The organism is Pseudomonas sp. P9_35 (assembly GCF_034008205.1).
GTDB classification, from domain to species: domain Bacteria; phylum Pseudomonadota; class Gammaproteobacteria; order Pseudomonadales; family Pseudomonadaceae; genus Aquipseudomonas; species Aquipseudomonas kilonensis.
In genome coordinates this window covers 2243330-2268362 of the sequence record NZ_CP125373.1, presented here as the reverse complement: position 1 = coordinate 2268362, position 25033 = coordinate 2243330, and the positions used below count along the sequence as shown (strand labels likewise).

Sequence of the window (25033 nt, the reverse complement as noted above, 5' to 3'; positions counted from 1 at the left end):
TCATCAACTGAACCACCGATATCGCGATGATATGTGGCTAACCCAACTGCACCTCAACCCGATCCCGCCCGGCCTGCTTGGCCGCATACACGCCCGAGTCAGCCCTTAGCAGCAGCGCATCGGCGCCCTCCCCGGCGCGCCAGGTGGCGATACCGAAGCTGGCGGTGACAAACCCCACACCCTCGATGGGCGCCGCCCGCAAGCCTTCCCACAGCTCCAATGCCAAGGTGTAGGCATTTTCGCTGTCAGTGTCCGGGCACAGCACGACGAACTCTTCCCCACCCAGCCGGCAAAATACATCGGTGCGCCGCAACCGCTGGGCGACGCGCTGACAAACCGCCTGCAACACCCGGTCGCCCACTGCGTGGCCATGCTGGTCGTTGATGCGCTTGAAGTGGTCGATGTCGAGCATGATGACCGCCAGCCCCCCGGAACCGCGCTCGACCCGGGCCATCTCCGAGGTCAGGCGATCCTGGAAATAGCGACGGTTGCGAATGCCGGTCAAGGCATCGGTCACGGACAACGCCCGCAGCTCTTCTTCCACGCGCTTGAGGTCGGAAATATCCGAGATATAGCCGTGCCACAACACCCCGCCGCCGGGCAGTTCCTCGGGCGTGGCCTCGCCGCGCACCCAGCGCTGGCCGCGCACGGGCAATTGCACCCGATACTCTTCCCGCCACGGGCTCAAGGTGCGGGCCGAAGTACGAACCGAAGCGCGGACACGCGGACTGTCCAGCGGATGAATACGCGAGAAAATCGCCTCGGCGTTCTGCACCAGCACATCGGGTTCCAGCTCATAGATGTCGCGAATGCCGTCACTGGCATAGATCACGCTGAAGCGACCACTGAAATCCATTTTGAACTGGTAGATGCCCCCGGGTACATGGGCACTGAGCTTTTTCAGCAACAGGTCACGGGCGGCCAATGCTTCGTGGACGCGCTTGCGTTCGGTGATGTCGATGCAGATCGCCAGGTGCCCGACCCACAGCCCCTGGTCATCGAGCATCGGTGTGGCGAGCATGTTCACGGTCAGGTGGCTGCCATCGCGGCGCACCAGGGTCCACTCCCGCGCCTGTTGCCCGCCCTGCTCGCCGCCCTCGAGCAGCATCGCGTGGCACGTCGGAATCGGCTTGCCAAAGCGCGCGCCGAGCTGGGCGGCGCGGGCCTGGAGTTCGCGCGGTACATGCAGGCTTTCCAGGGTCATGCTCTGCAGGACCTCGTAGCTCGGGTAGCCGAGCATCTGTTCGGCACCGGCGTTGAAGGTGGTGATGACGCCGCGCAGGTCGGTGGCGATGATCGCGACCTGGGTCGCGGCATCCAGCACACCGCGCAACTGACCGTGGGTTCCGCGCAGCTCCTGCTCCCGGGCGCGCAGTTCACGGGTGCGTTGCTCTACCAGTTTCAAGGCCCGCTGCCGCTGGCTGACCAGCACGTAGAGCAAGGCGCTGAGCAGCAGGCTGAGCAAACCGCCGAGTATCACCATGGTCGTGACCGAAGAATGATTGGTCGACAGAAACACCTGACTGGGCCGTAACTCCACCCGGTAGTCGCGATCGGCCAGGCGCAACAGGCGGGTCGCCGCCAAATCGCTCTGGCCAGGCGGGTTGCGGGACTCGAACAATGCCTCCTCGCCGTTTTTGGTAGACGGGTCCATGACCCGCATCGACAGATTGTCGTGACCGGACGCCGGCAGCCCCTCGCCCGCCAGTTGCCGCATGCTGATGACCGCCACCACATATCCGAGCGGTTCGCTGGCCGACTCCCTGATCACCGGCGCGACCAGCAGTAGCCCGCGGGAAAATGCCGGGTCAGCGCCCATCAAGTCCACGGGTTGCGAGGCCACCAACCCGCCGTGCTGGCGGGCCCGCTCGAGGGTGGCGCGGCGCACGGGTTCGGAAAGCAGGTCCAGGCCCAGCGGTGTCCCGTAGGACGCCTGGCTCTGGATGTAGAGCAGCGGTGCGTATTCGTCTCGTTCGGCGGCCGGTCGCAGGCCTCCGTGGCCGTCCACCTCGCGGATCGTAAATTGAGTGGCCCCTTCTGCCTGCGCCCGCTGTTCGAACGCGTGCCGCTCGTCGCGCAGCACCCTGGGCACCCAAGCGAAGGCCCGGGTACGGCGCAACAGCGCGACGGCGTAGCCACGAAATTCGCTGTTGGAGACCCTTTCGGAGTTGGCAAAAAAACGTCCGAGGCTGCCGAGGATTTGCTCCTCGTCCTGGAACTGTTCCTCAATGCGGCTGAAACGCTCCTCGACTTGCATCTCGAAACGCTGGCGCAGTTGTTGATTGACCAGGTTCATCATCGCCCAGGTCAGCACGCCAGTCAGGAAGGCACCGGCCAGCAGCACCAGCGAAGCCACCAGCCAGGCCGATACATCTTCGCTGATAAAGCCCAGGATCCTGGGGCGCACCTGATGCAATGCCATAAACACAACTCAGAGAGGAACCAGGCATAGGCACTGCCCTGGACACAGCCTAAGTTATAGCTATTCGCCACCACTTTGACCAGTCCCCAAACGAGGCTAGAAGCCTTGAACTACAAGGCTTCGTGGATCCAATCAGCCCCGACTCAACGCGCCATGATCTTCCAGGCGCGGTGGATCTTGCCGTTGCGGGCAAAATCCGGATCGATCGTCTTGGCGGTGATTTCTTCCACCGCATAACGCTCGCCGAGGTTGTCCTCGAGCTGGAACTTGCGGAAGTTGTTGGAGAAATACAGCACACCGCCCGGCGCCAGGCGCGCCATGGCCAGGTCCAGCAACTGGACGTGGTCACGCTGCACATCGAACACGCCTTCCATGCGCTTGGAGTTGGAGAAAGTCGGCGGGTCGATGAAGATCAGGTCGTATTCGTCACGACTGGCTTCCAGCCAGGCCATTACGTCGCCCTGCTCCAGGCGGTTCTTGTCGGAAAAACCATTGAGCGACAGGTTGCGCCGCGCCCAGTCCAGGTAGGTCTTGGACAAGTCGACGCTGGTGGTGCTGCGCGCCCCGCCCTTGGCAGCGTGGACGCTGGCGGTCGCGGTGTAGCAGAACAGGTTGAGGAAACGCTTGCCGGCCGCCTCTTTCTGGATCCGCAGGCGCATCGGCCGATGGTCGAGAAACAGCCCGGTGTCCAGGTAGTCGGTGAGGTTGACCAGCAGCTTCACGCCACCTTCGTTGACCTCGGTGAACTTGCCCTGGGCGCTCTGGCGCTCGTACTGCTTGGTGCCACTCTGGCGCTCGCGGCGCTTGATCACCACGCGGCTCTTGTCCACGTTCAGCGCCTGGGGAATCGCCGCCAGGGCGTCGAACAGCCGGGCCGAGGCTTTTTCCGGGTCGATGGACTTCGGCGCGACGTATTCCTGGACGTGTACCCAGTCGTGGTACAGGTCGATGGCCATGGAGTATTCCGGCATGTCGGCATCGTAGACCCGGTAGCAGTCCACGCCTTCACGCTTGGCCCACTTACTCAGCAACTTGAGGTTCTTTTGCAGGCGATTGGCGAACATCTGCCCGCCTTCGCTCAACCGCGCCTGCTCGACCACAGGGGCCGGCGCCGGTGCTGGCTTGATCGGGTTGCCATTCTTGTTGTACTGGCGCTCTTGCGGTACTTCCGGGGCCTGATCGTAGGCGGCCTGCTCACGCTCGGCCTGACGCTGTTCCGGGGTGCGACGTTCGCCAGTGACGAACTGGTCCGGCAACACCTTGATCAGCAGCAACTTGCACGGCAAGGCGCCGTTCCAGAACGAATACTGCTTGTGGCTGCGAATGCCCATGCGCTTGCCCAGGTCCGGCGCGCCGGTAAATACCGCCGCCTCCCAGTTCAGGCAAGCCTGGCGCAGACGCTCGCCGAGGTTCTGGTAGAGGTAAAGCAGGCTGGCTTCATCGCCCAGACGCTCGCCGTACGGCGGGTTGCAGATCACCAGGCCCTTCTGGTTCTGGTCTGGACGCGGCTCGAAGGTGGCGACTTCGCCCTGATAGATCTTGATCCACTCGCTCAGGCCGGCACGTTCGACGTTGTTACGGCCTGGTTGGATCAGCCGTGGGTCGGCTTCGTAGCCGCGAATCCACAACGGTGGCTTGGCCAGGCCGGCAGCGGCGCGCTCGGTGGCTTCTTCGTGGAGTTTCTTCCACAACGCCGGCACGTGGCCAAGCCAGGCGGTGAAGCCCCACTGCTGGCGACGCAGGTTCGGCGCCATGTCGGCGGCGATCATGCCGGCTTCAACCAGGAACGTGCCGACACCGCACATCGGGTCGGCCAGTGCCCCGCCTTCAGCGGCGATGCGCGGCCAACCGGCGCGGATCAGGATCGCGGCGGCGAGGTTTTCCTTCAGCGGCGCGGCACCTTGCTGCAGGCGATAACCGCGCTGGTGCAGGCTGTGGCCGGAGAGGTCGAGGGAGAGGATCGCTTCGCCGCGGTCCAGGCGCAGGTGGATGCGCAGATCCGGGTTGAGCTTGTCGATGGACGGTCGCTCGCCCGACGGCGTGCGCAGCTTGTCGACGATGGCGTCCTTGACTTTCAAGGCACCGAAATGGGTGTTGTCGATGCCCGAGCCGTGGCCACTGAACTCTACCGCCAGGGTGCCATCGGCCAGCATGTGGTCTTGCCAGTCAACATCCAGCACACCGTGGTAGAGGTCTTCGGCGTCCTTCATCGGGAAGCGCTTGAGCACCAGCAACACGCGGTTGGCCAGGCGCGACCACAGGCACAGGCGATACGCCGTTTCCATGTCGGCCATGCCGCGCACGGCCGAGGTGTGCTCGCGCGCCTCTTCAAGGCCAAGCCCGACGGCTTCCTCGATGAGCAGGCCTTCGAGGCCCTTGGGGCAAGTGAGGAAGAGTTCGAAACGATCGGACATGGGATTTCCAGAGCCTTTGGCTAAGTGGACCGGGCAACGCATTGCCGGGCCGGGTTCAATCAGGTGCTTTTCTCAAGAGCACCCGCGTGGCACGAAAGTGTGCCGTGCCGCCCTCGCCGCTCAGGTTAAAAGAGCTTAGATGCGAAGGCAGAAAAAAAATTCTGTGCAACAAATTGTGAAAACTCGACCCTTTCGTCGAATAGTACCCGAGTGCAACGGGAGGACATTCTCATCCGAGCCAGGCCTACCCCTTTCGGCGCAGGGCCGATCATACAGGGGTCTTGCTCAAAAGCGGTCAACGAACATCAAGTTACTTATCGCCCTAACATCTTTATTGTTACGTGCTTATGACAAAACGATCATTCCATCCATGTGACGCTTTGGTTAGAACTCAACACAGGTTGACGTCGCAACGGCGTCAACACCTCGGCTCGTCACGCCGGCAACGAGCCACCAACGGCAGAATGATTCTGCCCCGGCCTCGATAGAGGTCGACGCTAAGTAACAGTCAACAAGTGAGGGCAACACCCTATGAGAAGACTTAAGCGTGATCCGTTGGAAAGAGCATTTTTACGTGGTTACCAATATGGCGTTGGTGGTAAATCCCGTGAGCTTTGCCCCTTTACTCTACCGTCGGTACGTCAAGCCTGGATCAATGGCTGGCGAGAAGGACGCGGCGACAACTGGGACGGTATGACCGGCACTGCGGGTATCCACAGACTCAACGAACTTCACGCCGTCGGCTGACACAGGGCTTAATACTCAAGAACTCGACAATCTGACATCCATATCGATTTAACCACGCACGTCCCATCCGGACGGCGGGCTACGGCCCAGGGGGCTCCTTCGAGGAGCCCTTTTTAATGCCTGGGTTTCATGAACGCTGTGAGTGCCTGAGCTTCATGGACACTTATGAATGCCTGAGCTGTGAACATTATTGTGGCGAGGGAGCTTGCTCCCGCTGGGCTGCGCCCTGTAGGAGCTGCCGAGTGCAACGAGGCTGCGATCTTGTTCCAGACAATTGAGTCGAGAGCGAACGATCAGGATCAAAAGATCGCAGGCTACGCCAGCTCCTACAGAGTCCAGCGGGAGCAAGCTCCCTCGCCACAGATGGATCTGACTAACCCTGGGAATCAACCCAACGCCGCAATCGCATCCACCGATTCACGAATCAACGCCGGCCCCTTGTAGATAAAGCCCGAATAAATCTGCACCAGGCTCGCCCCTGCGGTGATCTTCTCGGCGGCGTGGTGGCCTTCGGTAATCCCGCCCGCGGCGATGATCGGCAAGCGCCCCGCCAATTCAGCGGCCAGCACCTTCACGGTGTGGGTGCTCTTGTCACGCACGGGCGCGCCAGACAAACCGCCCGCCTCGTCACCGTGTTCCAGCCCTTCGACACCTTCGCGCCCCAGGGTCGTGTTGGTGGCGATTACCGCGTCCATGCCCGTCTCGATCAGGGCCTGGGCCACCTGGGTGGTCTCTTCGTCGGTCATGTCCGGGGCGATCTTGATCGCCAGCGGCACGTGCCGGCCGTGAATCAACGCCAGTTCTGCGCGACGACGGGCCAGGTCGGCCAGCAGTTGCTTGAGCGAATCACCGAATTGCAGGCTACGCAGCCCCGGGGTGTTGGGGGAGCTGACGTTGACGGTCACATAGCTGGCGTGGGCGTAGACCTTGTCCAGGCAGATCAGGTAGTCGTCAACGGCGCGTTCCACCGGCGTGTCGAAGTTCTTGCCGATGTTGATGCCCAGCACGCCCTTGTATTTGGCCGCGGCCACGCGCGCCAGCAGATGATCGACGCCCAGGTTGTTGAACCCCATGCGGTTGATGATCGCCTCGGCTTGCGGCAGGCGGAAAAGCCGTGGCTTGGGGTTGCCCGGCTGCGGTCGGGGGGTGACGGTGCCGATTTCCACGAACCCGAAACCCAACTGGGCGAACCCGTCGATGGCCGCGCCATTCTTGTCCAGGCCCGCCGCCAACCCGACCGGGTTGGGGAACTCCAGGCCCATGACCGTCACCGGCAATTTCGCCGGGGCCTTGCACAGCAACCCATTGAGGCCCAAACGTCCGCCCGCACCGATCAGGTCCAGGGACAAGTCGTGGGAGGTTTCCGGGGAAAGTTTGAACAGCAGCTCACGGGCCAGGGTGTACATGGGTGGGTTTGACTCGTTCGAAGAAATGAGGCGCGGATTATAGCGGGGTGGAGGGATGGGAGCGAGCAACCGATGGTTGTCGGCTCCTCGGTTTCAGTCAAGGAAGGGGCGTATCCAGGGCATAAGTGTTGCGAGTGTCTTTTGAGGTGCCATAGCTGAGAAAGACGTAAAGAAGCATCATCGTCGCAGCAAGACAACAGTTGACAATATGGCCTTGGTTATCGTCGCTGATCTCGGTTCCACTTAGCCATAACGCTACTGCGCCTCCGACCAGGTTGACAGCGTGACCAAACGAGAGACGTAGCCCCCCAAGGGTCGCCGCATCCGCCAAATGGGTTCCAGTGGGCAGCCGGAGGCCAGCGCGCACCTTCAATTTGATTTGTTGCAAAGACTCCGGATCAGAAAATACCGAGTCCAGTCCTCGCGAGGGGGATAGCAAACTTCTGGAGAAAATCGAGAAGGCCTTATCGCCTATCATTGCGAAACCGTTCAGCCCAGCCTGAATAACATCCGCCCCGAAATCGTAACTCACCTGCGCGGCCGCCCTGGCAGGACCGCTCAACGGCATAAGGCTAACCACTTCCCTCAACGCACCGAAGACCACTCCATGAAACGCAGCTGTAGCCACGTTTGACTTCAAATTCGGAAGTCCTGCGTTGTCAACTTTCAAATGACTGACGAGTTCAGCCGCAGCCCTGGCCCCGTTATAGGCAAGGCCGCCGACTGAGGGGAGTAGCTTCGAGGCCGTGCCCGTCACACCTGCCGCGATCGTACTTCCCATCACCGCGCTTGCCATGCAGAGACACGACACTATCGAAAGCGCGGTCGGTCGCTCCCCAGTTGCGTACCACTCGCCGATTTTTCCCGCCAACATTAGCGCAGGACCCGTCATCGCCAGCGCAACAGCCGCCCACGCCTGAGAGGTCTCAGGTGTATCACCTTCGCCAATAGCATCCACAACCAGAGAGGCAATGTACTCGCGCAAAAGGGTAGCCAGCACAATGATTGTCCCTGTGTGCATGGCGATATTCAGCGCATTGAGCCCTGGCCCCTTGGCGGCTTCGAGTAATCCCAACCCTGCCTCAAGCACAGCCTTCAGTCGACCCTCGCGGGTTTCGGTGCCTGTGGCTCCTACATTTAAGGTGGCAAAAATCCCGTTTTTTTCATCTCCTTCGGGTATGTCACCGTTGTAGACGTATCGCTCAATTTGCACCACCGCATCCATGTCCGACTCCCCCAAGCCAGTCTTTAATTCCCCAACGTATGGATTTGTCGCGCGGTCCATAAGCTCGAAACCGGCTGTAATTTCTCGATTTGTTCCTAGCGACTTCACGCTAAAATCCCCAATCTCCAACTTCGAAGCATCAAGTGGACTGATCGTAGATTCTAAGGATGAAACGCTGCCGGACGCCGTGGAAGCTATTGAAGGGGTAAATGAAGTATCAACTCGCATATGTGTTTCTCCTTGTTATTTTTATAAGCGTTATTCTTAAGCGTCTCTCACCACTCACTCTTCTCCCAAGCCTCATCCCCCATCGGCTGGAACACCTCCCGCATAAAACCCTTGACGAAAACATCCATCGCAAATGCCAACCCATTGGCACCGCTGACCTCTTTATAAAGCTGCGACTTTTCCAACCCCTCGTTCTTCAATCGCACCAAAACCTGCAGCGTGATCGCCATCAACGCCCGGGCGGTGGGGTACGCAGCCGTTTCACCATCCGGTCCCCGCAGTGTGCGGAGAAACTCATGAATCGCCTTCTCCCCCTGACCTTCCATGGCCAGCAGCAATTGGTACAAGTGCTCGAACTCAGGGTCCGGGCGTTTGCTTTCAGGTGCTTGCTCGCGGGCCGCCAGCAGCCGCGATTCCAGGGTCTGGACCGACTCATTCGCGTCGTGATCGAGCAGGCTGGAAACCGTCATGGATTCAATCTTCATGGCGAACCTCGGCAGTGTCGGTTGGCGCGAAACCGGTGAAGCTTGCGCACACGTCCGCCAGCGCCTGCCTTGAGGCCTGATCCAACAAGCGCACCGTCTCCGGCAGGTTGGCGAGGCTCGCCAGTAACCGGGGCACCAGCCGTTCCCGGGTCGCCTCGACATCGAACTCCAGCAGTTGATCCGCCAGGCGCAGCACATAGCGGTCTTGCGGGTGATATTCCAGGATCAGCTCGCCGTTCCATCGCCTGCCCACGCTCTCACACAGCGCTTGGCCGCGTGGACGGCAATGCATTGGCAACAACAGGTGCAGGACCGCGCCCGAGTCGCCCGCCTGCCCGGCCAGCCAACGTTCCAGCATTTCATCCAGCCACTCGGGGCGACTCAAGGCTTGCCCGAGCAGATCACCAGCGGCCCGGGCCAGATCGCTGCGCAATTGCAGCCCCAGGCTTTGCGATTTCAGCAGGCCTTCAGCCAGATGTTCGCTCGCACGCAGGACGCCTTCGGCATAGCCCTGCTGGAACGCCTGTGCATGCACCGCCTCGACATCACGGTGCGCTTGCTCGAGACACTCCCGCGCGCGGCGTTGGGCCTCTTGCTGTAAGCGCTGACGACGGCGCGCGGCGGCGATGTCTTCGCGGGCCAGGCGCACGTCTTCGCACGCGGGCAGGTCAGTCAGGGTTCGGATGGAGTCGAGCATGCTGCACCGCTAAGAAGAAAAGAATGGGATCAGGTTTCGCGACTGGCCATTGCCGATGCAGGCGAACGACCGGCTCGGGGAACTGCAGGTCCAGGCGTTCGAGCAAAAAACGAGGCACGTGCTCTCGCCAACTCCACAACGCATTGAGGCCGGCCGCTTCGACCTGCGCCGTCGAAACCGGCGCGCACTCGATCAGCAGGCCGCCTCTCGGGCCCAGGTTGAAGCTGGCGAACCGGCGAACCGCCCCCGGCAGGCGCAGCAGTGCGGCGCCGCGCGTCAGGTCGGGCATCAAGCGATAGGCACCCATCAGCAAGGCGATATAGGGCAATTGTCGCCAATGGCGAACCCATTGCTTCGCCACATCCGTCAGCGACGTCGAAGGCCACGGTCCTTGCAGTCCCAACCCTTCGAGCACGATCCGGTTGAGCAACGTGCGTGCCTCGACGCCTTCGAATCCCACCGGTACAACCAGACGCTGGGGGTGCAGATACGCCAAAGGCTCGGCGAGGATCTGCTCCAGGCACTCAAGCTCCGACATCACGCCGCCCTGCGCTGGACTGGCGGTAGGCCCAAGTGCCGCCACCGGCCAACAGCACCGCACTGATCGCCGCCAACCACCACGGCCACGGCGAATGCCCCCGCGTCACAGCCACCGACGGCGCGACATGCTGGGTCGCCGAGCGCTTGGACAGCACCACCGAGACGTTTTCGTACTCCACCGTCGCGAAACTGTTCTTGAGAAAACGCTTGATGTCGGTGATCAGCAACTGCGGCTCGACATCGCGCTCATGCAGCACCACCGCCGCGAGATGAATAGGCGGCGACTTGCGCCCGCCCTCGCCGGCATCCAGGTCGTAACTGACATGGACTCGCGCCGACACCACGCCTTCGAGCACACTCAGCGACTGTTCGATGCGCTGTTCCAGCGCTGAATACAAGCGGGCCTTTTCCGCACGGGGCGAGGCCACCAGGGAATCGGACGGAAACATCTCGGCCACTTGCAGGCGTGGCCGGGAAGGCAGCGAATAGAGATTGAGCAGATCGACGGCAGCGGAAAAATCGCGCGCGTCGATTTTCACCGCATACCCGGTTTTTCCGGTGTCGACTTTCACCGCCGCGATGTTGTTGCGTTGCAACACCGACAGCACTTCATTGGCCTGCTGCTGATCCAGCCCTTCCAGCAGGTTCGGCTGGCGGCACCCCACTAGCGCGAGGCACAACAACAGCAGAAGCACGCCCGGTTTCATGATGCACGCAACAGGGTTTCTGCCGTGCCCACGGCTTTGCGCACCAGCACGTTGAGCAAGTTGATATCCACGTTGTACTGCCCTGTCAGCTCCTGCAACTGGGCCAATACTTCAGGGTCGGTGATATCCGGGCGCTGCAACAACTGATTGATCGACGAAACGTCTTGCGCGCTGTCGACGGCGGAACCGGCAAACGCTTCGATCAAGCGCGACTCCAGGGAAACGACCGGGCCTTCCTGCGGGCCACGCAACTCAACGAAGGCGGACCGGGCGATAAGCGACGGGGCAAGATTCTGGATAGACATACGATGCACTCATGAAATGGCCATCGTCACGAGCAATGGCCAGTCGAAAGGGAAAGCGTCAGCGGGCCGCCTGGATGATCGCCATGTCGATATCCTTGAAGCCCTTGATCGTGTTGGTCTGGGCGTTGCGGAACACCGTGTAGGAGGAAAATGCGGTCTGGTAGGCCGCTAGCTTTCCAGGGTCCGAGGCATCGAGCTTGAGGTCCTCCAGCGCTTGATCCAGTGCATCTTTAAGGCCTTGGGCGCCACGCTCGAACGCTGCGGCTTGCTCGCCAAGAAAGTCATCAGGAAACACGGGGAACATGATCGGAATACCAGGCATGGGTCACCTATTCTGGTTGTTTGGAAAATGCCAGGACGAAGGGCTCGTCTTGACGTAGCCCTGGGGGCCGGTTTGAAACGACGTGCCCTTGAGCGCGTCGTCCTTGAGCTCGACAGTGAAATGCACGTAGCGATCCCCCCACTGCCGGTAGAAATCGTCGACGTACTGGCGCGCGGCGGCCAGGTCGGCATCCTGCAGGTTGCCCTCGATGGCGAACGAGAGCCCATCTGCGTGTTCGACCCGGCTGAAGGTCAATGCCAGGCGTTGCAAACCGCCCTGCGCAAGGTCCGCGAGCAGCGCGTCATCCTGCATCTGCAGCACGACATCGCGGGCATACGGCGCCGCCGCGAGCACGGTATCGAGCAGCTTGGCCTCCTTGTCGGGCGTGAGCAGGTTGCGTTGTGCGCTGAGCAACAGCCGCGGCACCGACGGATCCTTGAGGTCCAGGAAGTGCCACGCCAGTTGCGGATCATGGTCGACCAGCAGTTGCTCCAGCCGGCGACGCTCCTGGTCCAGCATCAGTACCTCGCTGTTCAGGCGGGCGTGGCGCGTCAGCACCTGCCGGCTCCAACCGGCATCGCGCTCGGAAGACACGAAGACATAAACCGCCTCATCACGACCGCGCAGCACCTGGACCGGCGCACTGGCGCCGGCGATCAACGCACGAATATCGGTTTCAGGCGACGGCCCCGGCATCGACCAGAGGCTGACCACAGAGACCAACGCAGCCAACGCCAGAGCACCGGCAATCCCGCGGGTCCAATGGGCACGCCATCCGCTGAACACGGCGGCATTGCACGGGCTATCTGCCGGACCAAGACACTCGGGCGCCCAGGATTGATCTGCTGGACGCAAGGCCACTTGCAACCCGCCGAGCTGCACGCGGGTTTGGAAGACGCAGTGACGCACTTCGACCGAATCACCGAGCAAGCGCACCGGCACACCGTCCGGCGTGGCCTGGTCGGCCAGTACCTCGAAATTGCAGCCACCCTCCTCCAGGGGAACGAAGATCGCATCCGCCGGCACGCTGGCAACACGTGCGCCGTCCCCCAACACCTCCACTGCCCCGACGACGAACAGGGTCGTGCCCTCGCCGAGCGGGAATTCGCAGCCCTGCAACGGACCGTTGAGGATCCGCAGGATGCAGGGCTGTAGCGTGGGGGCCGTAGGGACTGTCACCGTCCAAACTCCAGGAAGGTCGAATGAGCAGGTAGGTTAGAAAGGCCGGCCGCAGAATTCCTGATCCAATTCTGCCGATTGCGTGCTGCAAAGGATCAGAATCCTGCGCGGGGCCCGTTCGTGACGCCGTCAGTCCCCGGCCTGGGTGATCACTTGGTAACGTTGCCAGACTTTGCGCGCATAACGCAGCCGCGCCGCTTGGCGATCCGGGGCATTGCCCGCGTTGTAGGCGCCGACCGCCGTCCAGTTGTAACCGTAACGGGCGATAAACCCGGCCAGCACCGAGGCACCGACCTCTACCGACAGGCAAGGCTCATCCAGCAGGCGTTGCTCGGTGATGCCCTGGGCACTCAAGCGCGATAGATGAATGCTGTTGATCTGCATCAGCCCGATATCGCGAGTGCCGTTGCGGTTGTGGTTGATGGCGTCCGAGCGCAGACCTGATTCGACTTCGGCAATCGCTTGGAGCAGTTCGGGCTCGATGGCGTGCAACTGCCCCGCCCTGCTCCAACACCAGGCCTGTGCCTGGGGCGTGCCAAACCCCAGGCCAAGACACACCGGCACGCATAACCAGGTTTTCCGGCGCCGCTTCATGCCAGGCGCCTCTCGCCGATCCACGTCAGCTGTTCGTGAATGCGCACCCGCAAGATCTGCGCCCGGACACAGTCCGGATCATGCGCCAGACACTGGTCGATCATCTGCGCCGCTTGCTCGTTGCGCCGCCAGAACCAGTGATGCCAGGCGTGAAAGTACAACACGTCCGCCTGATCGGCCGACAACAGGCAGCGCCGGAACAACACCTGGGCCGCCTGTTCGCAACCGCGCAAACTGGTGAGCAACGCCAGGCGCGTCAACGCCGGGATGCTGCCGGGGTCCAGCATCAACGCACTGGACACCGCCGCATGCGCCTCTTCGATGGCGCGCTCCGTGTCACCCAGGCCCATCATCACCCGCCCCAGCCACACATCCGCCAAGCCACACCAGGGCGGTGCGTACCCGGCGTCGAGCTTCACGCACTGCCTGAACAGCACGAGGGCATCGCCGAGGCTTTGCACCGTGTGCTGCTGCACGCTGCACAACCCGTTGAGATACGCCACCGCCGCCGAATAGGACCCGCAGCGATCACCGACCGGACGCAACCCGGGTACACACTGGGCCACCAGGCTGGTCAACACGCCAAGCGCCTCCCCAAGATCACAGGCATCCAGCGTCTGCCCACGCAGCAGAGACTGATCGCAGCCACGAATCAACTCGACCGACCAGTGTTGCAACCCGCCCGCGCCGATAAAACGCCCGCTCAAGCAGTAATCCGCCGGCAACCGCCCGGCCAACGCCCGCACATCGTCCGATACACCGCTGGCCGCGATCAGCCCCGAGGGAATGACATGCAACGCCTCACCGAATGCTGTGGTCAATTGGCGGATCATCAGATCCTGCAGATCCAGCGCGGCGATCTCGTCCAGATTGCGCAAAGGCAACACCGCCAACGACGGCGCCACCGCCCTCGCCTGGCTCGTCACATCGAGCTCGACCACGGAACCGGTGAACCGATAACCCTGGCCGTAAACCGTCGCAATGTAACCCTTGTGCTCCTTGAACAACTTGCGCAAGGCATAGATACACCGGGTCAACGACTCTTCCGCCGCATCCATCCGCGGCCAGACATGATCAAGCAGATAATCCTTACTCACGACCGTACCCGCCGACCTCAACAACAGGCGCAGCACGTGCAGCTCTTTGGGTGGAACATGAACTCCTTGTCCATCTCGCATCAGCGTTCCATCGCTTTGCAGTAGCCAGTGGTCAAAAACGAATGACTTGACCGGCGTTTGATCAGTTGTACTGTCCATACTCTGAGGTTTCTCTATAGAAAGTTACTGAAGCGCGATTGAGCCTGTGACGGGCACAGGCTCGGGATGGCGAGCTGCGTGACTATAGGAAGATGTGTGGGCGAATTCCGCAGGAAAATTACCTAGCGCTCCGACGATAACACGACAAACACCGTAGGAATATTCACCTCCCTTCTAGTTTAAATAGTTATCCGATTTCCCTGCCATCTCTGACGATATTTACCCTCGATATCCATTTTCCAGCTGAAAACCAACCATCAATAACGCAGACCTTTATACGGAGAAAACAGCGCAACCGATCAGCGATAACAAACTGAAAAAATGACGCACCGCAACGACGATGAGCTTTTTTTGAATGCGCGGCTCGCGCCCTTTATTTCAATATGCAAAAGCATTTCCAAGAAAACTCTGAAAAATACTGACAACCGATAAAGTTATTCCAATCACTTTTAAGAATGAGGCGAAAGCTATGGGTGTTTTTTTGGGGCCAGTCAGCGCACCGGCAACCATCAGATCGATTGCAGGGGAAAATCCGGAGCAACAAGTAAACAACAGATTGCCTGGAGCGCTCGTATCCACATTGAATCGAAGCAATAGCTTTCATGAACTTCGGCAAGTAGCGACTCCAACGGACCCCAGGAAACTTGAACCGCTGAATCAGGAGGAAAAAAGGCTGCTGTTAGCCGAGGTTATAAATCAGCTCGCAGGAAATGCAAGCCCAAAAAAAGAGCCGGTAGTGCACATCATAACCGGTCAAATGGGAGCAGGAAAATCAACGATTACAAACAACATCTCCACCGAGCTTAAAGGCGACTGCCTAATTATCGACTATGACGAACTAAAACAGTATATACCGGGATATACAGAAGAATCATCAAAGGGTTATCCAGGCACTGTACCTGGCTGTAAGGAAGCAGCACGCTATTTGGAAGACGGATTAAGAAAGTATGGATTTGAAAACAGGCTAAACATGGTAACGCAAGCATCGATACAAGGAAACGGCACAGAAATGCTTACGTTGGTGAAGGCTTGCAAAGAAAACGGTTTTCGTACGTCCCTAACAGTTCTCGCTGTCGACAAGGCCACCAGTAACGTAGGGATACTCTCAAGATATGAGTCAGCATTAAAAAATATAAATTTGGGAGAACCGCCATCTGGAGGAGCAAGAAGAACGCCTGCGGCATATCATGAAGACGCCTATCAAAGCCTTACTAATCCGGAAAGGTACGAAGAACTCTCCTCGAAGTTGGACGAGGTAAAAGTTTGCGCAAGAAATGGAGACCCTTATTACCAATCCACTACAGCCATTTCACCTAAAGAAATTGTGAGGGCAATTGAGACAGGAAGACAAGACACTCAGAAAAATCACGCCAAGTTATTTGAAAACCTGTCAAATGCCGTCAGCTTCAACTTAAATTACAGCAATCCAGAACTGAGACAATAAATACCACTCCACACCGCCTATCATTTAACATCTGAAAAGTCACCGATATTTGTTATCCCCTTCGTTGGAGACTCAAAAAATCGGTGACCCGATAAAAATCACGCTTTGGTGCTTTTTAATTTATGCCTTCGACTTGAGCTGCATGTTTATTCGGTACACTTCACGCAGCTTTTCCCTGCTCACGACTGCACTCGCCGACTTCAGCAGCAGGCTGCAGTACGTGCAGTTCTTTGGGTGGAACATGATCTCCTTGTCCATCTCGCATCAGCGTTCCATCGCTTTGCAGTAGCCAGTGGTCAAAAACGAATGACTTGACTGGGGTTTGATCAGTTGCACTGTCCATACACTGAGACTTCTCTATAGAAAGTTACTGAAGCGCGATTGAGCCTGTGGCAGGCACAGGCTCGGGATGGCGAGCTGCGTGACTATAGGAAGATGCGTGGGGGGATTCCGTAGGACTAAAAGCCTCATTTGCGTAGGAAACCACAACATATTGAGTAGGCCGTCACCCAGCGAACCTTACAAGTCCACGCCTATAGACATGTACCTAGGGCCAACTCCACGAGCGATGCATTAAAACTGACCGCCTACAAGAATTAGATTTTTAAATTCTTGATTACCACCGCAATGACTCGCAGCGACTGAAATTCATCCGCCTGCAGGCTCAATCTGTTAATCACTATCGCACTTTCAAAACAACACCCCTTTTAATACCCTCTCCCCTACGCCCCCCTCTAAACTTGTATCACGGGAATGAATAAACATAGCCTCTTCCAATGTCCGCCCCTCATACACCTTTAAAGCCTTCACAAAGCGTTGAGCCTCTACGTTATCAAGGTCCTTCACAACAGTCTTCATAAAAAGCTCATCAATCACCATACGGCGGACTTCTTCGATTTCAGCATCGACACCTTCAAAAGACTTACACTTATCGAACAAAGCGTCATCAACAGCAACTACCCTGCCTTCTTCCGGACAAAAACGAGCAGCTTCAATGTACTTACCTGCTTCCCAGACCAAAAGTGAATAGTCCTTAACGAGCGCCTGCTTTTGCTCCAAGAGCTCAATAAATGCCTGCCTATTCTGCAATGAACTTTTAGCATAATCACTTACTGCGGCAAACGTCAGACGTGGTTGAAAAACACTTCTCTTTAAAACTCGACAACACAAAGTAATCAAGTCCACCTGAATATCCCGCACAGACACCTTCTGATCCTTACCACTCTCAATCATTGCATCAAGCTTATTCTTAACAGCATCCATCGTAAGATACAAAGCATCCAAAGTAAGTACCAATGAGAACCTTTCCATCAGGGCATGTTCAAAACGTTGAATTATTATCTTTCCTTGCAAATGAACCTGAGCACTTGTTAGTCCCTGTATCCGATGTTGGATCATAGCCTTGGCATCATCGACAGCCAAAGCGTATTGATTTGCCAAATAGTGGCTTTTTCCGACACCAGGAGCTCCTCGTGCGATAACTAAATCACTTACTTCTACCTTTCCATCTCCTAGCATAAGATCTACGAACGATTCCGCGTACTTATCAGCAGCCCTGACAAGCAGATTATTTATTATATTGTGATTCACATTCTCAACTTCCGGTAACCAAACACCACCCCCCCTTAAAAACTCTCTAAACCCGACGTCACCACTCGCTTTCTGCGCAACCAGCTCTTCATTTGACGGATAAGTAAATGCCTGCCATGTTTCTAGTGAAGGATCAGCCAACAAACACGCCAAACGTTCTTGAAAAGTGTTTTCTGACTTTGGCAACCGCTTCAAATCCGCCAGAACACTTTTAGCATTAGCTTCATTCACCCCGCCACCCTGAGAGTTACCGCCTACTCCTAAAGCGCCTTCCTTTAGATCGAAAGACACCTTGCTAACAGGAGACAACACTGCCGAGCCATTGCTAACCTTAACCACCTCTTGACCAAGTGCTGGCACATTACATGACCCAACCATCAGTCTCGGAGCGACTTCAAAACATTCAACCCTCATAAACCACCTATCAAATAATTAAACCCAAGAAAAAAAACACAACCCACTAGCTCTCACAACCTTCTTTTTGCAATTGCACAACAGACACTAGCTGAATTTCAGCTTTGCTCGCCCACACTTCCCAGCTCCACTTCAATACCAGCTGCCTCTGCAACCGAATAAACAACATCTGCTACAGTCCGCCATTCAATTATCTGTTCCGACGAAAGCTCCACACCGAACACCTCATCAATAATCATAATAATTTCTATTACATCCACAGAATCGGCACTTAAGTCTTCTATTAACCGTGAGCTTCTGCCTAACTTCCGCGAAGCCAAAGAAAAATAGTCAGATAGTAATTTCATCACTTCAGAATCAATACACACTCCAGCACTTGGTTGATTCATCCATCACCCCATCGCAAGATTAAAAATTCAACATCGCCCGCAACATATCCGCAAACTGATTCAAATGCGCCGACAACGTCTTATTGAAATTGTCATGATAAGAGTTGGCATTCGAATACTTCTGCGTAAACGACTGCAGCATGTTTTTCATGCGTTCCTCCTGGGCGTTGAAGCCGGTTTGCCAGGCGTTGAATTTGGCGGTATCCCAGGTCACCGTGCCGCCGCCCGACGGTAGACTACTTTTCATCGTTGTCAGTGGCCCGGTGTCGATGACGACACACCAAGGACCGTTCGGGGCGGGATTCTGCTTGAGGCAACTTGCAGGTAGGCCGAGTGCCTTGAGCCAGTTTTCTGCCTCTTCCTTAGTGGCGCCTGTTTCAGGTGGTTTGGGAAAGAGGATGGCAGCGGAGTTGGGTAGGGAATATTTTGCGATCAGTCTATCCAATGCATTGCGCAACGCGCCCACATTCAACGTGACCTCCTTGCCGTCGTTCGCCCCTTCGATCCAGTCCTTCATCATCGCGGTGATTTCGCTGTTGAAGTCGGAAAAAAAGTCCGAATAAGCCGCAATGATGTGCTCATAGCCGGCGAGGTAGCCGTTCTTGATCAGGTCGATCAGTTCAAGCAGTTTTTCAAAGAAGTCATTCGATGAGTTGATCGTCGCATCCAAAGCCTCCGCGATCTCACGGGGCTTCTGCTCTTCCAGATGTTCCTGGAGGGCGCGAAGGATCTTGCTTTGTTCGTCATTGAGCTGCTGGCGCTGGCTTTCATCCAAGAGCCCCGTTTTCTGGCTGTGGGTCATCACGGCACAGCACTGGCGCACCTGCCCGGCCCACATTTGCGCTCGGTCACGCGTGGAGTGGATCTGTTCGACGAACTCCGCAACGAGGTGTTGTGCTGTGGTCTCGGCGGCAGTGCCTTCCGGAGGCTTGGCAATGATCGACGGGCACCTGAGCAAATGGCCCAGGCTGCGATTCATTGCGTTCATGGACCGATCGAGTAGATTCGTCAGGGAACTGACCGTTTGAATCTCAGCGGGTACGTCCACAGGCGACGCGGTATCCGTGATGGCCTCCGCGTTAGGCAGCAATACGATAGGCGAACGAATCGATTGGGTGATTTCCATAGACCTCTCTCCTTCACGCCGTCACGGCACGGATAACATCACTGCGCGATTGAAACAGCTGCATCACCATCTCCATCAGCTTCTGCAACAACGCCGCCTCGGCCGCGTCTTTCTGGCCGACTTCATCACTCAGGCTCTTCTGGCTGTTCTGCGCGCTTTGCATCAACACTTCTTTTTCACGGGCGGCGTGCTCGTTCATGCGCACGATGTTCGCCACCACCTGGCTCATGCTCATCGACATGGCATTGAGCGCGCGGCCGATTTCCAGTTTCTTTTCGATACCCTTGCTGCCCATCTGGCTCAGCCAGTCGGAGGTTTGACCGACCTTCTGGGCCTTGAGGATTTCCCCGTCGAACCAGGCCTGCTCCTGGTTCGTCAGTGTCGAGCCCTTGGGTTTGAAGTCGACGGTGGTCGGCCGGGCAAAATCATCGAGGGTCTTGATCTTGTAAGTGGTGTCCGGGCTCCACTCATTGCGATTGCGCTCCAGCTTGAGGTCGCGTTCGAGATTGCCCGCGTCCATGGCGTTGCGGCGATGCAGGTCGATGTCCGCATGCTTCATCGCCTGGCCCTGGAAGGTCTTGACCATGGCGAACCCGGCGATGGCGCCGGACACCACCGCGGCGGTAATGGCGCTGTTCAGCGCCGCCTTGCCGGACTCGATAATGGCCGCGCCTTGGGACTTCGCCGCGTCGGCGGCCATGACGCTGAAGTGGCCGCGCAGTTGCGCATTGGCGACTCGTGCGATGTTCAGGGCGATGATCGCGGCCACCAGTACGTTGGCGTGTTTCTCCCAGGCGCCCGGGTCGAAAACCAGATCGTTGCGCACATCATCGCCGACCATGGACTTGGCTTCAGAGAAGTCCTCCCGATCCGCTTCGGTGGGCTGATAGGCATTGATCCGGCTTTCCAGCTCCGCAGCAGAAGGGGCCGCGAAGGGGCCGTTCTGGAGTATCTGCTTTGCAGCGATCTGGTCGAGGATCGACGCCCCCTCAAGAGACTTGCGCTTTGAAAATTGCTCTTGGGCAATCAACTCGCCCAGCCCGGCGTCATTGATCCGGTAATGGTCAATGACAGGGGATGCGATTGTGGTTGGAACGTGAATAGTGGTCATCGTGGATACCTGTTGTCCGTGATTTCAAACATGCCGAACCATTTGCAGGCTGACGGAATGGCTGCGTTGCATATCGGCAAACACCTGCTCTATTTGCCGGGTTCGCTCCTGCATCGCCTGCCCATAGTTCTCGACCACCTGGGTCAGGTAGGCGCTGATTTCCTCACTGATGGCCATGCGTACCCGCACATCGGCCAGATGCACGGCGGCCTGGGCCTGGTGCTGGCCGCTCTTGATTTGCAGCCCACCCTGCACCGCCACGTTGCCGAACTCGGTAACGGCCTGGGCGATCTCCAGGTTGGCGGCGTAACGCGCCAGCAATACCGGATCAGCACCATTGGTGATGAACCCGCGCAACTGGGTGAGCATCTGGGTCAAGGTGTTGCCGACCGAGGTTGCCACTTGCCTCATCGCTTGCATCGCGGCAGGCGTGGCCTGGGCGACCACCGAGGCCAGTTTCGAAGCGATGGCACTGACCATCGGCCCGATCACCTGCACCCCGACCACGGCCACCAACGCGACAGCCGCCAAGGTAGAAGCGATGCCCTGGATCATGCCGGCGATCTGCGCGATTTTCTTGGCCGTGTCTTCATCAACGCCCAGGCCGATCAGCAACTTGGTGTAGATCTCGGTGAACAGCTTGATGGCTTCTTGCATGACAATGGTCAGCGGCTTCATGGCTTCAGCCATGAACGACACGCCGGTTTTGTCCTGGATCACCGAGTCAGCAATCATCACGGCCGCGCCGACCACGCCCACGGCGATGAGCACCGGGTTGGCGGTCAGGACCCCGGCGGCGATGGTTGCGACCGTCAGGATCGCCCCGACGATCTTGCCGATGCAGCCCATGGTTTTTTGCAAGGCCTCGGCCTTGCGCACTTCCTCCAGGTATTTTTCCGACTCACGCTCCATGTGTGCCTGGAGCCTGGCTTGCAGTTCCTGGAACAGCTCTTGGCTTAGTTCCTCCTTGTTCTGCGCCGATTCGCCGAGCAGTTCGATGATTTTCAAGCGGTTCAACAACGCCAGCGCACTGCTGCTGAGGGCCTTCTCATCGGTTGGCTTGGGGGTCGAGCTGTTCACGCTGGATGAGACCACTTTCGCGAATACCGTGCCCACAACCTTGGCGCAGGCGGTGGCGACCTCGATCAGCTTCAGATGCGCATCGGTCGCCACATTGAAGGCTTGGGTATGGTTCGCCACTTCGCCTTTTAACTGGTCGCGACGGGCCAGCTCCTGTGCATATTCAGGCGATTGAGGGTCCAGTTGCGCCAGCCGCGCCTCGCTTTCATCCAGCAGTCCCTGGAAGTGCAAGACCCGATCGCGCAGTTGTTCGAGGTGTTCCTGGCTGCTGCCGACATTGCCCTCGGCGGCCTCCATCGCCTGGACGGCAGCGGTGTATTCAGCCGAGAGGTTTTCATGGGCCTGTTGCTTGGCGCCAGCCATGCTCTGCAGCATCGCCAGGCGATTTTTCAGTTTCTTGACGTCGACCTCGCCGATCTGCTCGCTGATCATCGCCATCAATAACGTGAACAGATCGCCGCTGGTTTCCTGTTTATTGCCATCGGCGCGCGGTGCTGGCGGGTGCAATGCGGGCCGGCCGGTACTGGCGGTGGACGGGCCGTCGTGACCTTCGTATTTCACCGACATCAGGTCCGCCAGCGCTTTCTGGCCGGCCTCCTGAAAATCTGCGGTCCTGGCGGCCTTGCTGGCCGCTGCGCCGTATTTTTCAAAGGCCTCGCTGCGGCTCATCGCGCCGTGAAGCGCCGGGTTGAAAGCAGTCCTTATTTCACTCATGTTCAGTCCTCCGAACAGTGCTGTTCCATGTGGGCCAGGGTGTCGAGATACACCTTGGCCTGCTCGCGCAGATCGTTTTCGGTGGATTGCTCGAGCACGTATTCGAAACACAACCGGGCCTTGCCGACCTTGCCCAGGGCCAAGTGACATTGGCCGGTGTACAACATCGGTCGGTAGTCGTTCTTGCCTTGGGCGAAAGCGATGGCATACAGGTCGATTGCTTTCTGGTGGTTTTGCTTGAGTTGGTGCACCGCAGCCAGTCCCATCCAGTAATGGCTGTTGTAGAAGTCGTAGATGCACAGGAAGTGAAAGAACTTCTCGGCATCGTCCAGCCGCCCCTGTTCGTAGAACTGGAAAGCGAAGGCATAGAGACCGTCCATGTGCTCGTCGCTGATGCCTTGCACGTCTTTCAACGCCGCACCACCGAGCACTGCATCGACGACGTCCAGGGCCACCTGCTCGTCTTGTTTGTTATCGCGACTCATCAGCCACACTCCTGAAAAAACGCCAGCGTCGCTGACCGATGCATTGAGCCAAAACGCCGGCAAGCACGCTGCCAAATTGCGCTCATGCCACTAAAAACCCAGGCCGACGAGACGACTCTTGTGGCAAAGCCGCTTTTGTGGCGAGGGAGCTTGCTCCCGCTGGGGCGCGAAGCGGCCCAAAAAAGCCTGGCGGCACGTTACTTCAGATGGAATGAGTGACCTTTTGGAGGGGGCTGCTGCGCAGCCCAGCGGGAGCAAGCTCCCTCGCCACAGGGTTATTCTTCAATCGAACGGAGTCGCACAATCCTCCTCCCTCGCCACAAGGACCGTGCCTGGCCTCACGCCTGCTCAACCTGCTCAAGCCAGATCAGCAGCCGCAGCACCTCCTCGATTTCCTGCACCTGGAGGAAGCTGTAGCGCTGGTGGGTCTTGAAGATGCGGCGGGCCAAGGTGATGTCGTTGATCACCGGCACCCCCACTTCCTTGGCGTACGCCCGAACCGCCAGGGCGCGCTGGTTGGTTTCCATCAGGGAGATAAACGGCAGCAACGTGATCTCCGGGCGGAAATACACGCCGATGGCAATGTGGGTGGGGTTGGCGATGATCATGCGCGAGCTGCGCACATCGGATTTGACCTGCTCCGACAACAGCTCCATGTGCAAGTCGCGGCGACGGCCCTTGATCTGCGGGTTGCCGTCCTGCTCCTTGTGTTCACGCTTGACCGAATCCTTGTCCATCATCTGGTCTTTCATGAACAACCAGTATTCGCTGAGGGCATCGAGCACGACGATCAGCAGGACGCAGGCCAGGAATGCCAGCACCAACACCAGCAGCAAACGCCCCCAGATCGCGAATAACGCCGGCGCCTGGGCGAACAGTTGGGCGAACAGCAATTGCCGCTGGGTCAGCCAGACAATCCACAGCGCCATGGCGAAACTGCCCAGGTACAACAGCGCCTTGAAGGTGTCCTTGACGGTGCGCAGGCTGAACAGCTTCTTGAAGCCATTGACCGGGTTCAACGCACCCAGATTCAGTTTCAACGCTTCGCTGGCCAAGGCAAAACCGCTTTGCAGCAAGGCCGGCAAGGCACTGGTCAGCACGCACACCAGCAACAACGGCAGCAACGCCTTGAGGCCGACCAGCACCAGCATCGCCGAGTAGGCTTGCAACTCAGTGTCAAAATCGCTGGCGATGATGCGCCGGTAGACCTCCATGATCTCGATCAACGAGCTGTTGAAGACCATGTAGGTGATGCCACACAGAGTCAGGCAGGTGATGACCAGGTCCTTGGCCTTGAACGTCTGTCCTTTGCGCGCCGCATCCCTGAGGCGCTTGGCGGTGGGCTTTTCAGTCTTCGAGGCGCTGGATGACATCTCCGCCCTCCCCGCCATCCAGATACTGCGCCAAGCCGTCGGACAGCATGCCCATGCGCAGCACTTCGTCCGGCAGATGCACGCCGAAATACAGCATCAAGACCACCAGCGCCACCAGGCTCTTGACCGTCAGCGACACCGAAAAAGCATTCATCTGCGGCGCATACCGCGAGAGCAACCCAAGCAGCGCCTCGCTGACCAGCAAGGTCGCCACCACCGGCGCACTGATGACCAGGGTCTTGCTCACCAGTGCATCGAGCAATGAATAGAGTGCAGGCAGGTGCAGCTCACAACTGCTCGCTGGCGCGCAAAGGCGATAACTGTGGCCGACAGTTTCGAGCATCAACAACAGGCCGCCACCTTCGAGATAAACCGTCGCGGCAAACAACTGGAGAAAATTCGCCAACTCCGAGGTGTCGACACCGTTGGCCGGGTCCACCGTGCTGCTGAGCATGGCCCCGCGCTGGTTGTCGATCAGGTTGCCCATGGCATGCAGCACCCAGAACGGCCAACCCAGCAGCACGCCAAGCAGCACGCCGATCCCCGCCTCGCGCAGCACCAGACCGAGGAAAGCCACGCTGTCGAGGGCTGGCGTAGGCACGCCGACATAGCGCCAGAAGCCCAGCGCCACCAGCACAATCACAGCCTGGCGCGTGACACCGGTCAGCACGCTGCCATTGAGAAACGGCAACATGAAGAAAATCGGCGCCAGACGCGCCACGCCCAACACCGCCGCAGCGAACCAGGCGTACAGCTCGAAGAACAACGCCACTGACATCG

The 25033-nt window shown here is 58.4% G+C and carries 24 protein-coding genes; 2 read left to right on the top strand and 22 right to left on the bottom strand.

Features of this window, described 5'->3' with window-relative positions; all coding sequences use genetic code 11:
- Window positions 1-37: 37 nt before the first annotated feature.
- Together QMK47_RS10105 and rlmKL are read right to left on the bottom strand one after the other, a co-directional pair.
- Window positions 38-2422 carry a diguanylate cyclase gene (locus tag QMK47_RS10105; RefSeq protein ID WP_320390120.1) on the bottom strand — a complete coding sequence of 795 codons (2385 nt, stop codon included), beginning with the start codon at window positions 2420-2422 and terminating at the stop codon, window positions 38-40.
- A 143-nt stretch (window positions 2423-2565) separates the two neighbouring features.
- Window positions 2566-4836 carry a bifunctional 23S rRNA (guanine(2069)-N(7))-methyltransferase RlmK/23S rRNA (guanine(2445)-N(2))-methyltransferase RlmL gene (rlmKL, locus tag QMK47_RS10100; protein ID WP_018608655.1) on the bottom strand — a complete coding sequence of 757 codons (2271 nt, stop codon included), beginning with the start codon at window positions 4834-4836 and terminating at the stop codon, window positions 2566-2568.
- Between the two features lie 531 nt (window positions 4837-5367).
- Here rlmKL and rmf point away from each other — a divergent pair.
- On the top strand, window positions 5368-5583 hold the full coding sequence (rmf, locus tag QMK47_RS10095; protein ID WP_003223300.1) for a ribosome modulation factor: 216 nt from the start codon (window positions 5368-5370) through the stop codon (window positions 5581-5583).
- A 386-nt stretch (window positions 5584-5969) separates the two neighbouring features.
- Here the strand turns inward: rmf and QMK47_RS10090 are convergent, their stop codons facing one another.
- The 11 genes from QMK47_RS10090 to QMK47_RS10040 all read right to left on the bottom strand — a co-directional run bounded on the left by QMK47_RS10090 (window position 5970) and on the right by QMK47_RS10040 (window position 14527).
- Window positions 5970-6989 (bottom strand): quinone-dependent dihydroorotate dehydrogenase, encoded by a 1020-nt coding sequence (locus QMK47_RS10090; RefSeq protein WP_253472803.1) that lies wholly within the window; start codon window positions 6987-6989, stop codon window positions 5970-5972.
- A gap of 97 nt (window positions 6990-7086) precedes the next feature.
- Window positions 7087-8442, bottom strand: coding sequence for a hypothetical protein (locus tag QMK47_RS10085; RefSeq protein WP_320390119.1), 1356 nt, complete (start codon window positions 8440-8442; stop codon window positions 7087-7089).
- Between the two features lie 47 nt (window positions 8443-8489).
- Window positions 8490-8927 (bottom strand): hypothetical protein, encoded by a 438-nt coding sequence (locus QMK47_RS10080; protein ID WP_320390118.1) that lies wholly within the window; start codon window positions 8925-8927, stop codon window positions 8490-8492.
- Window positions 8917-9624: an oxygen-regulated invasion protein OrgB gene (locus tag QMK47_RS10075; RefSeq protein ID WP_320390117.1), complete on the bottom strand. Its 708-nt coding sequence runs from the start codon at window positions 9622-9624 to the stop codon at window positions 8917-8919. Before QMK47_RS10075 ends, QMK47_RS10080 begins: the two co-directional genes overlap by 11 nt.
- Entirely contained in the window at window positions 9596-10162 is a 567-nt protein-coding gene (locus tag QMK47_RS10070; RefSeq protein WP_320390116.1) for a secretion system protein, read from the bottom strand. The genes QMK47_RS10075 and QMK47_RS10070 overlap by 29 nt, the downstream gene beginning before the upstream one ends.
- Window positions 10149-10871: an EscJ/YscJ/HrcJ family type III secretion inner membrane ring protein gene (locus QMK47_RS10065; RefSeq protein ID WP_320390115.1), complete on the bottom strand. Its 723-nt coding sequence runs from the start codon at window positions 10869-10871 to the stop codon at window positions 10149-10151. The genes QMK47_RS10070 and QMK47_RS10065 overlap by 14 nt, the downstream gene beginning before the upstream one ends.
- The gene (gene sctI / locus QMK47_RS10060) at window positions 10868-11176 is read right to left on the bottom strand and encodes a type III secretion system inner rod subunit SctI (protein ID WP_258690675.1); all 309 of its coding nucleotides are present in this window, start codon (window positions 11174-11176) and stop codon (window positions 10868-10870) included. The genes QMK47_RS10065 and sctI overlap by 4 nt, the downstream gene beginning before the upstream one ends.
- Window positions 11177-11234: 58 nt before the next feature.
- On the bottom strand, window positions 11235-11498 hold the full coding sequence (gene sctF / locus QMK47_RS10055) for a type III secretion system needle filament subunit SctF (protein WP_258690674.1): 264 nt from the start codon (window positions 11496-11498) through the stop codon (window positions 11235-11237).
- Between the two features lie 3 nt (window positions 11499-11501).
- Window positions 11502-12677, bottom strand: a complete 1176-nt coding sequence (locus QMK47_RS10050) for a PrgH/EprH family type III secretion apparatus protein (RefSeq protein WP_258690673.1) — start codon at window positions 12675-12677, stop codon at window positions 11502-11504.
- A 129-nt stretch (window positions 12678-12806) separates the two neighbouring features.
- The gene (locus QMK47_RS10045) at window positions 12807-13271 is read right to left on the bottom strand and encodes a transglycosylase SLT domain-containing protein (protein ID WP_258690672.1); all 465 of its coding nucleotides are present in this window, start codon (window positions 13269-13271) and stop codon (window positions 12807-12809) included.
- Window positions 13268-14527: a winged helix-turn-helix domain-containing protein gene (locus QMK47_RS10040; RefSeq protein ID WP_320390114.1), complete on the bottom strand. Its 1260-nt coding sequence runs from the start codon at window positions 14525-14527 to the stop codon at window positions 13268-13270. The genes QMK47_RS10045 and QMK47_RS10040 overlap by 4 nt, the downstream gene beginning before the upstream one ends.
- A gap of 469 nt (window positions 14528-14996) precedes the next feature.
- Here QMK47_RS10040 and QMK47_RS10035 point away from each other — a divergent pair, with 469 nt between their 5' ends.
- A complete protein-coding gene (locus tag QMK47_RS10035) occupies window positions 14997-15971 on the top strand; it encodes a zeta toxin family protein (protein WP_320390113.1) in 975 nt (324 codons plus the stop codon).
- Between the two features lie 160 nt (window positions 15972-16131).
- On the opposite strand, the gene QMK47_RS10030 is transcribed toward QMK47_RS10035, so the two are convergent.
- The 9 genes from QMK47_RS10030 to sctT all read right to left on the bottom strand — a co-directional run bounded on the left by QMK47_RS10030 (window position 16132) and on the right by sctT (window position 25031).
- A complete protein-coding gene (locus QMK47_RS10030) occupies window positions 16132-16314 on the bottom strand; it encodes a hypothetical protein (protein WP_320390112.1) in 183 nt (60 codons plus the stop codon).
- 347 nt (window positions 16315-16661) lie between these two features.
- Window positions 16662-17975 carry a hypothetical protein gene (locus tag QMK47_RS10025; RefSeq protein WP_139213087.1) on the bottom strand — a complete coding sequence of 438 codons (1314 nt, stop codon included), beginning with the start codon at window positions 17973-17975 and terminating at the stop codon, window positions 16662-16664.
- Between the two features lie 98 nt (window positions 17976-18073).
- The gene (locus QMK47_RS10020; protein ID WP_074849611.1) at window positions 18074-18364 is read right to left on the bottom strand and encodes an acyl carrier protein; all 291 of its coding nucleotides are present in this window, start codon (window positions 18362-18364) and stop codon (window positions 18074-18076) included.
- 19 nt (window positions 18365-18383) lie between these two features.
- Window positions 18384-19490: an IpaD/SipD/SspD family type III secretion system needle tip protein gene (locus QMK47_RS10015; protein ID WP_320390111.1), complete on the bottom strand. Its 1107-nt coding sequence runs from the start codon at window positions 19488-19490 to the stop codon at window positions 18384-18386.
- A gap of 13 nt (window positions 19491-19503) precedes the next feature.
- Window positions 19504-20601 carry a cell invasion protein gene (locus QMK47_RS10010; RefSeq protein WP_320390110.1) on the bottom strand — a complete coding sequence of 366 codons (1098 nt, stop codon included), beginning with the start codon at window positions 20599-20601 and terminating at the stop codon, window positions 19504-19506.
- A 24-nt stretch (window positions 20602-20625) separates the two neighbouring features.
- Window positions 20626-22395 (bottom strand): type III secretion system translocon subunit SctE, encoded by a 1770-nt coding sequence (gene sctE, locus QMK47_RS10005; protein ID WP_320390109.1) that lies wholly within the window; start codon window positions 22393-22395, stop codon window positions 20626-20628.
- A gap of 2 nt (window positions 22396-22397) precedes the next feature.
- The gene (gene sicA / locus QMK47_RS10000) at window positions 22398-22880 is read right to left on the bottom strand and encodes a type III secretion system translocator chaperone SicA (RefSeq protein WP_320390108.1); all 483 of its coding nucleotides are present in this window, start codon (window positions 22878-22880) and stop codon (window positions 22398-22400) included.
- Between the two features lie 338 nt (window positions 22881-23218).
- Window positions 23219-24253 carry an EscU/YscU/HrcU family type III secretion system export apparatus switch protein gene (locus QMK47_RS09995; RefSeq protein ID WP_320390107.1) on the bottom strand — a complete coding sequence of 345 codons (1035 nt, stop codon included), beginning with the start codon at window positions 24251-24253 and terminating at the stop codon, window positions 23219-23221.
- Entirely contained in the window at window positions 24228-25031 is an 804-nt protein-coding gene (gene sctT / locus QMK47_RS09990) for a type III secretion system export apparatus subunit SctT (protein WP_320390106.1), read from the bottom strand. Before sctT ends, QMK47_RS09995 begins: the two co-directional genes overlap by 26 nt.
- Between the last annotated feature and the right edge of the window lie 2 nt (window positions 25032-25033).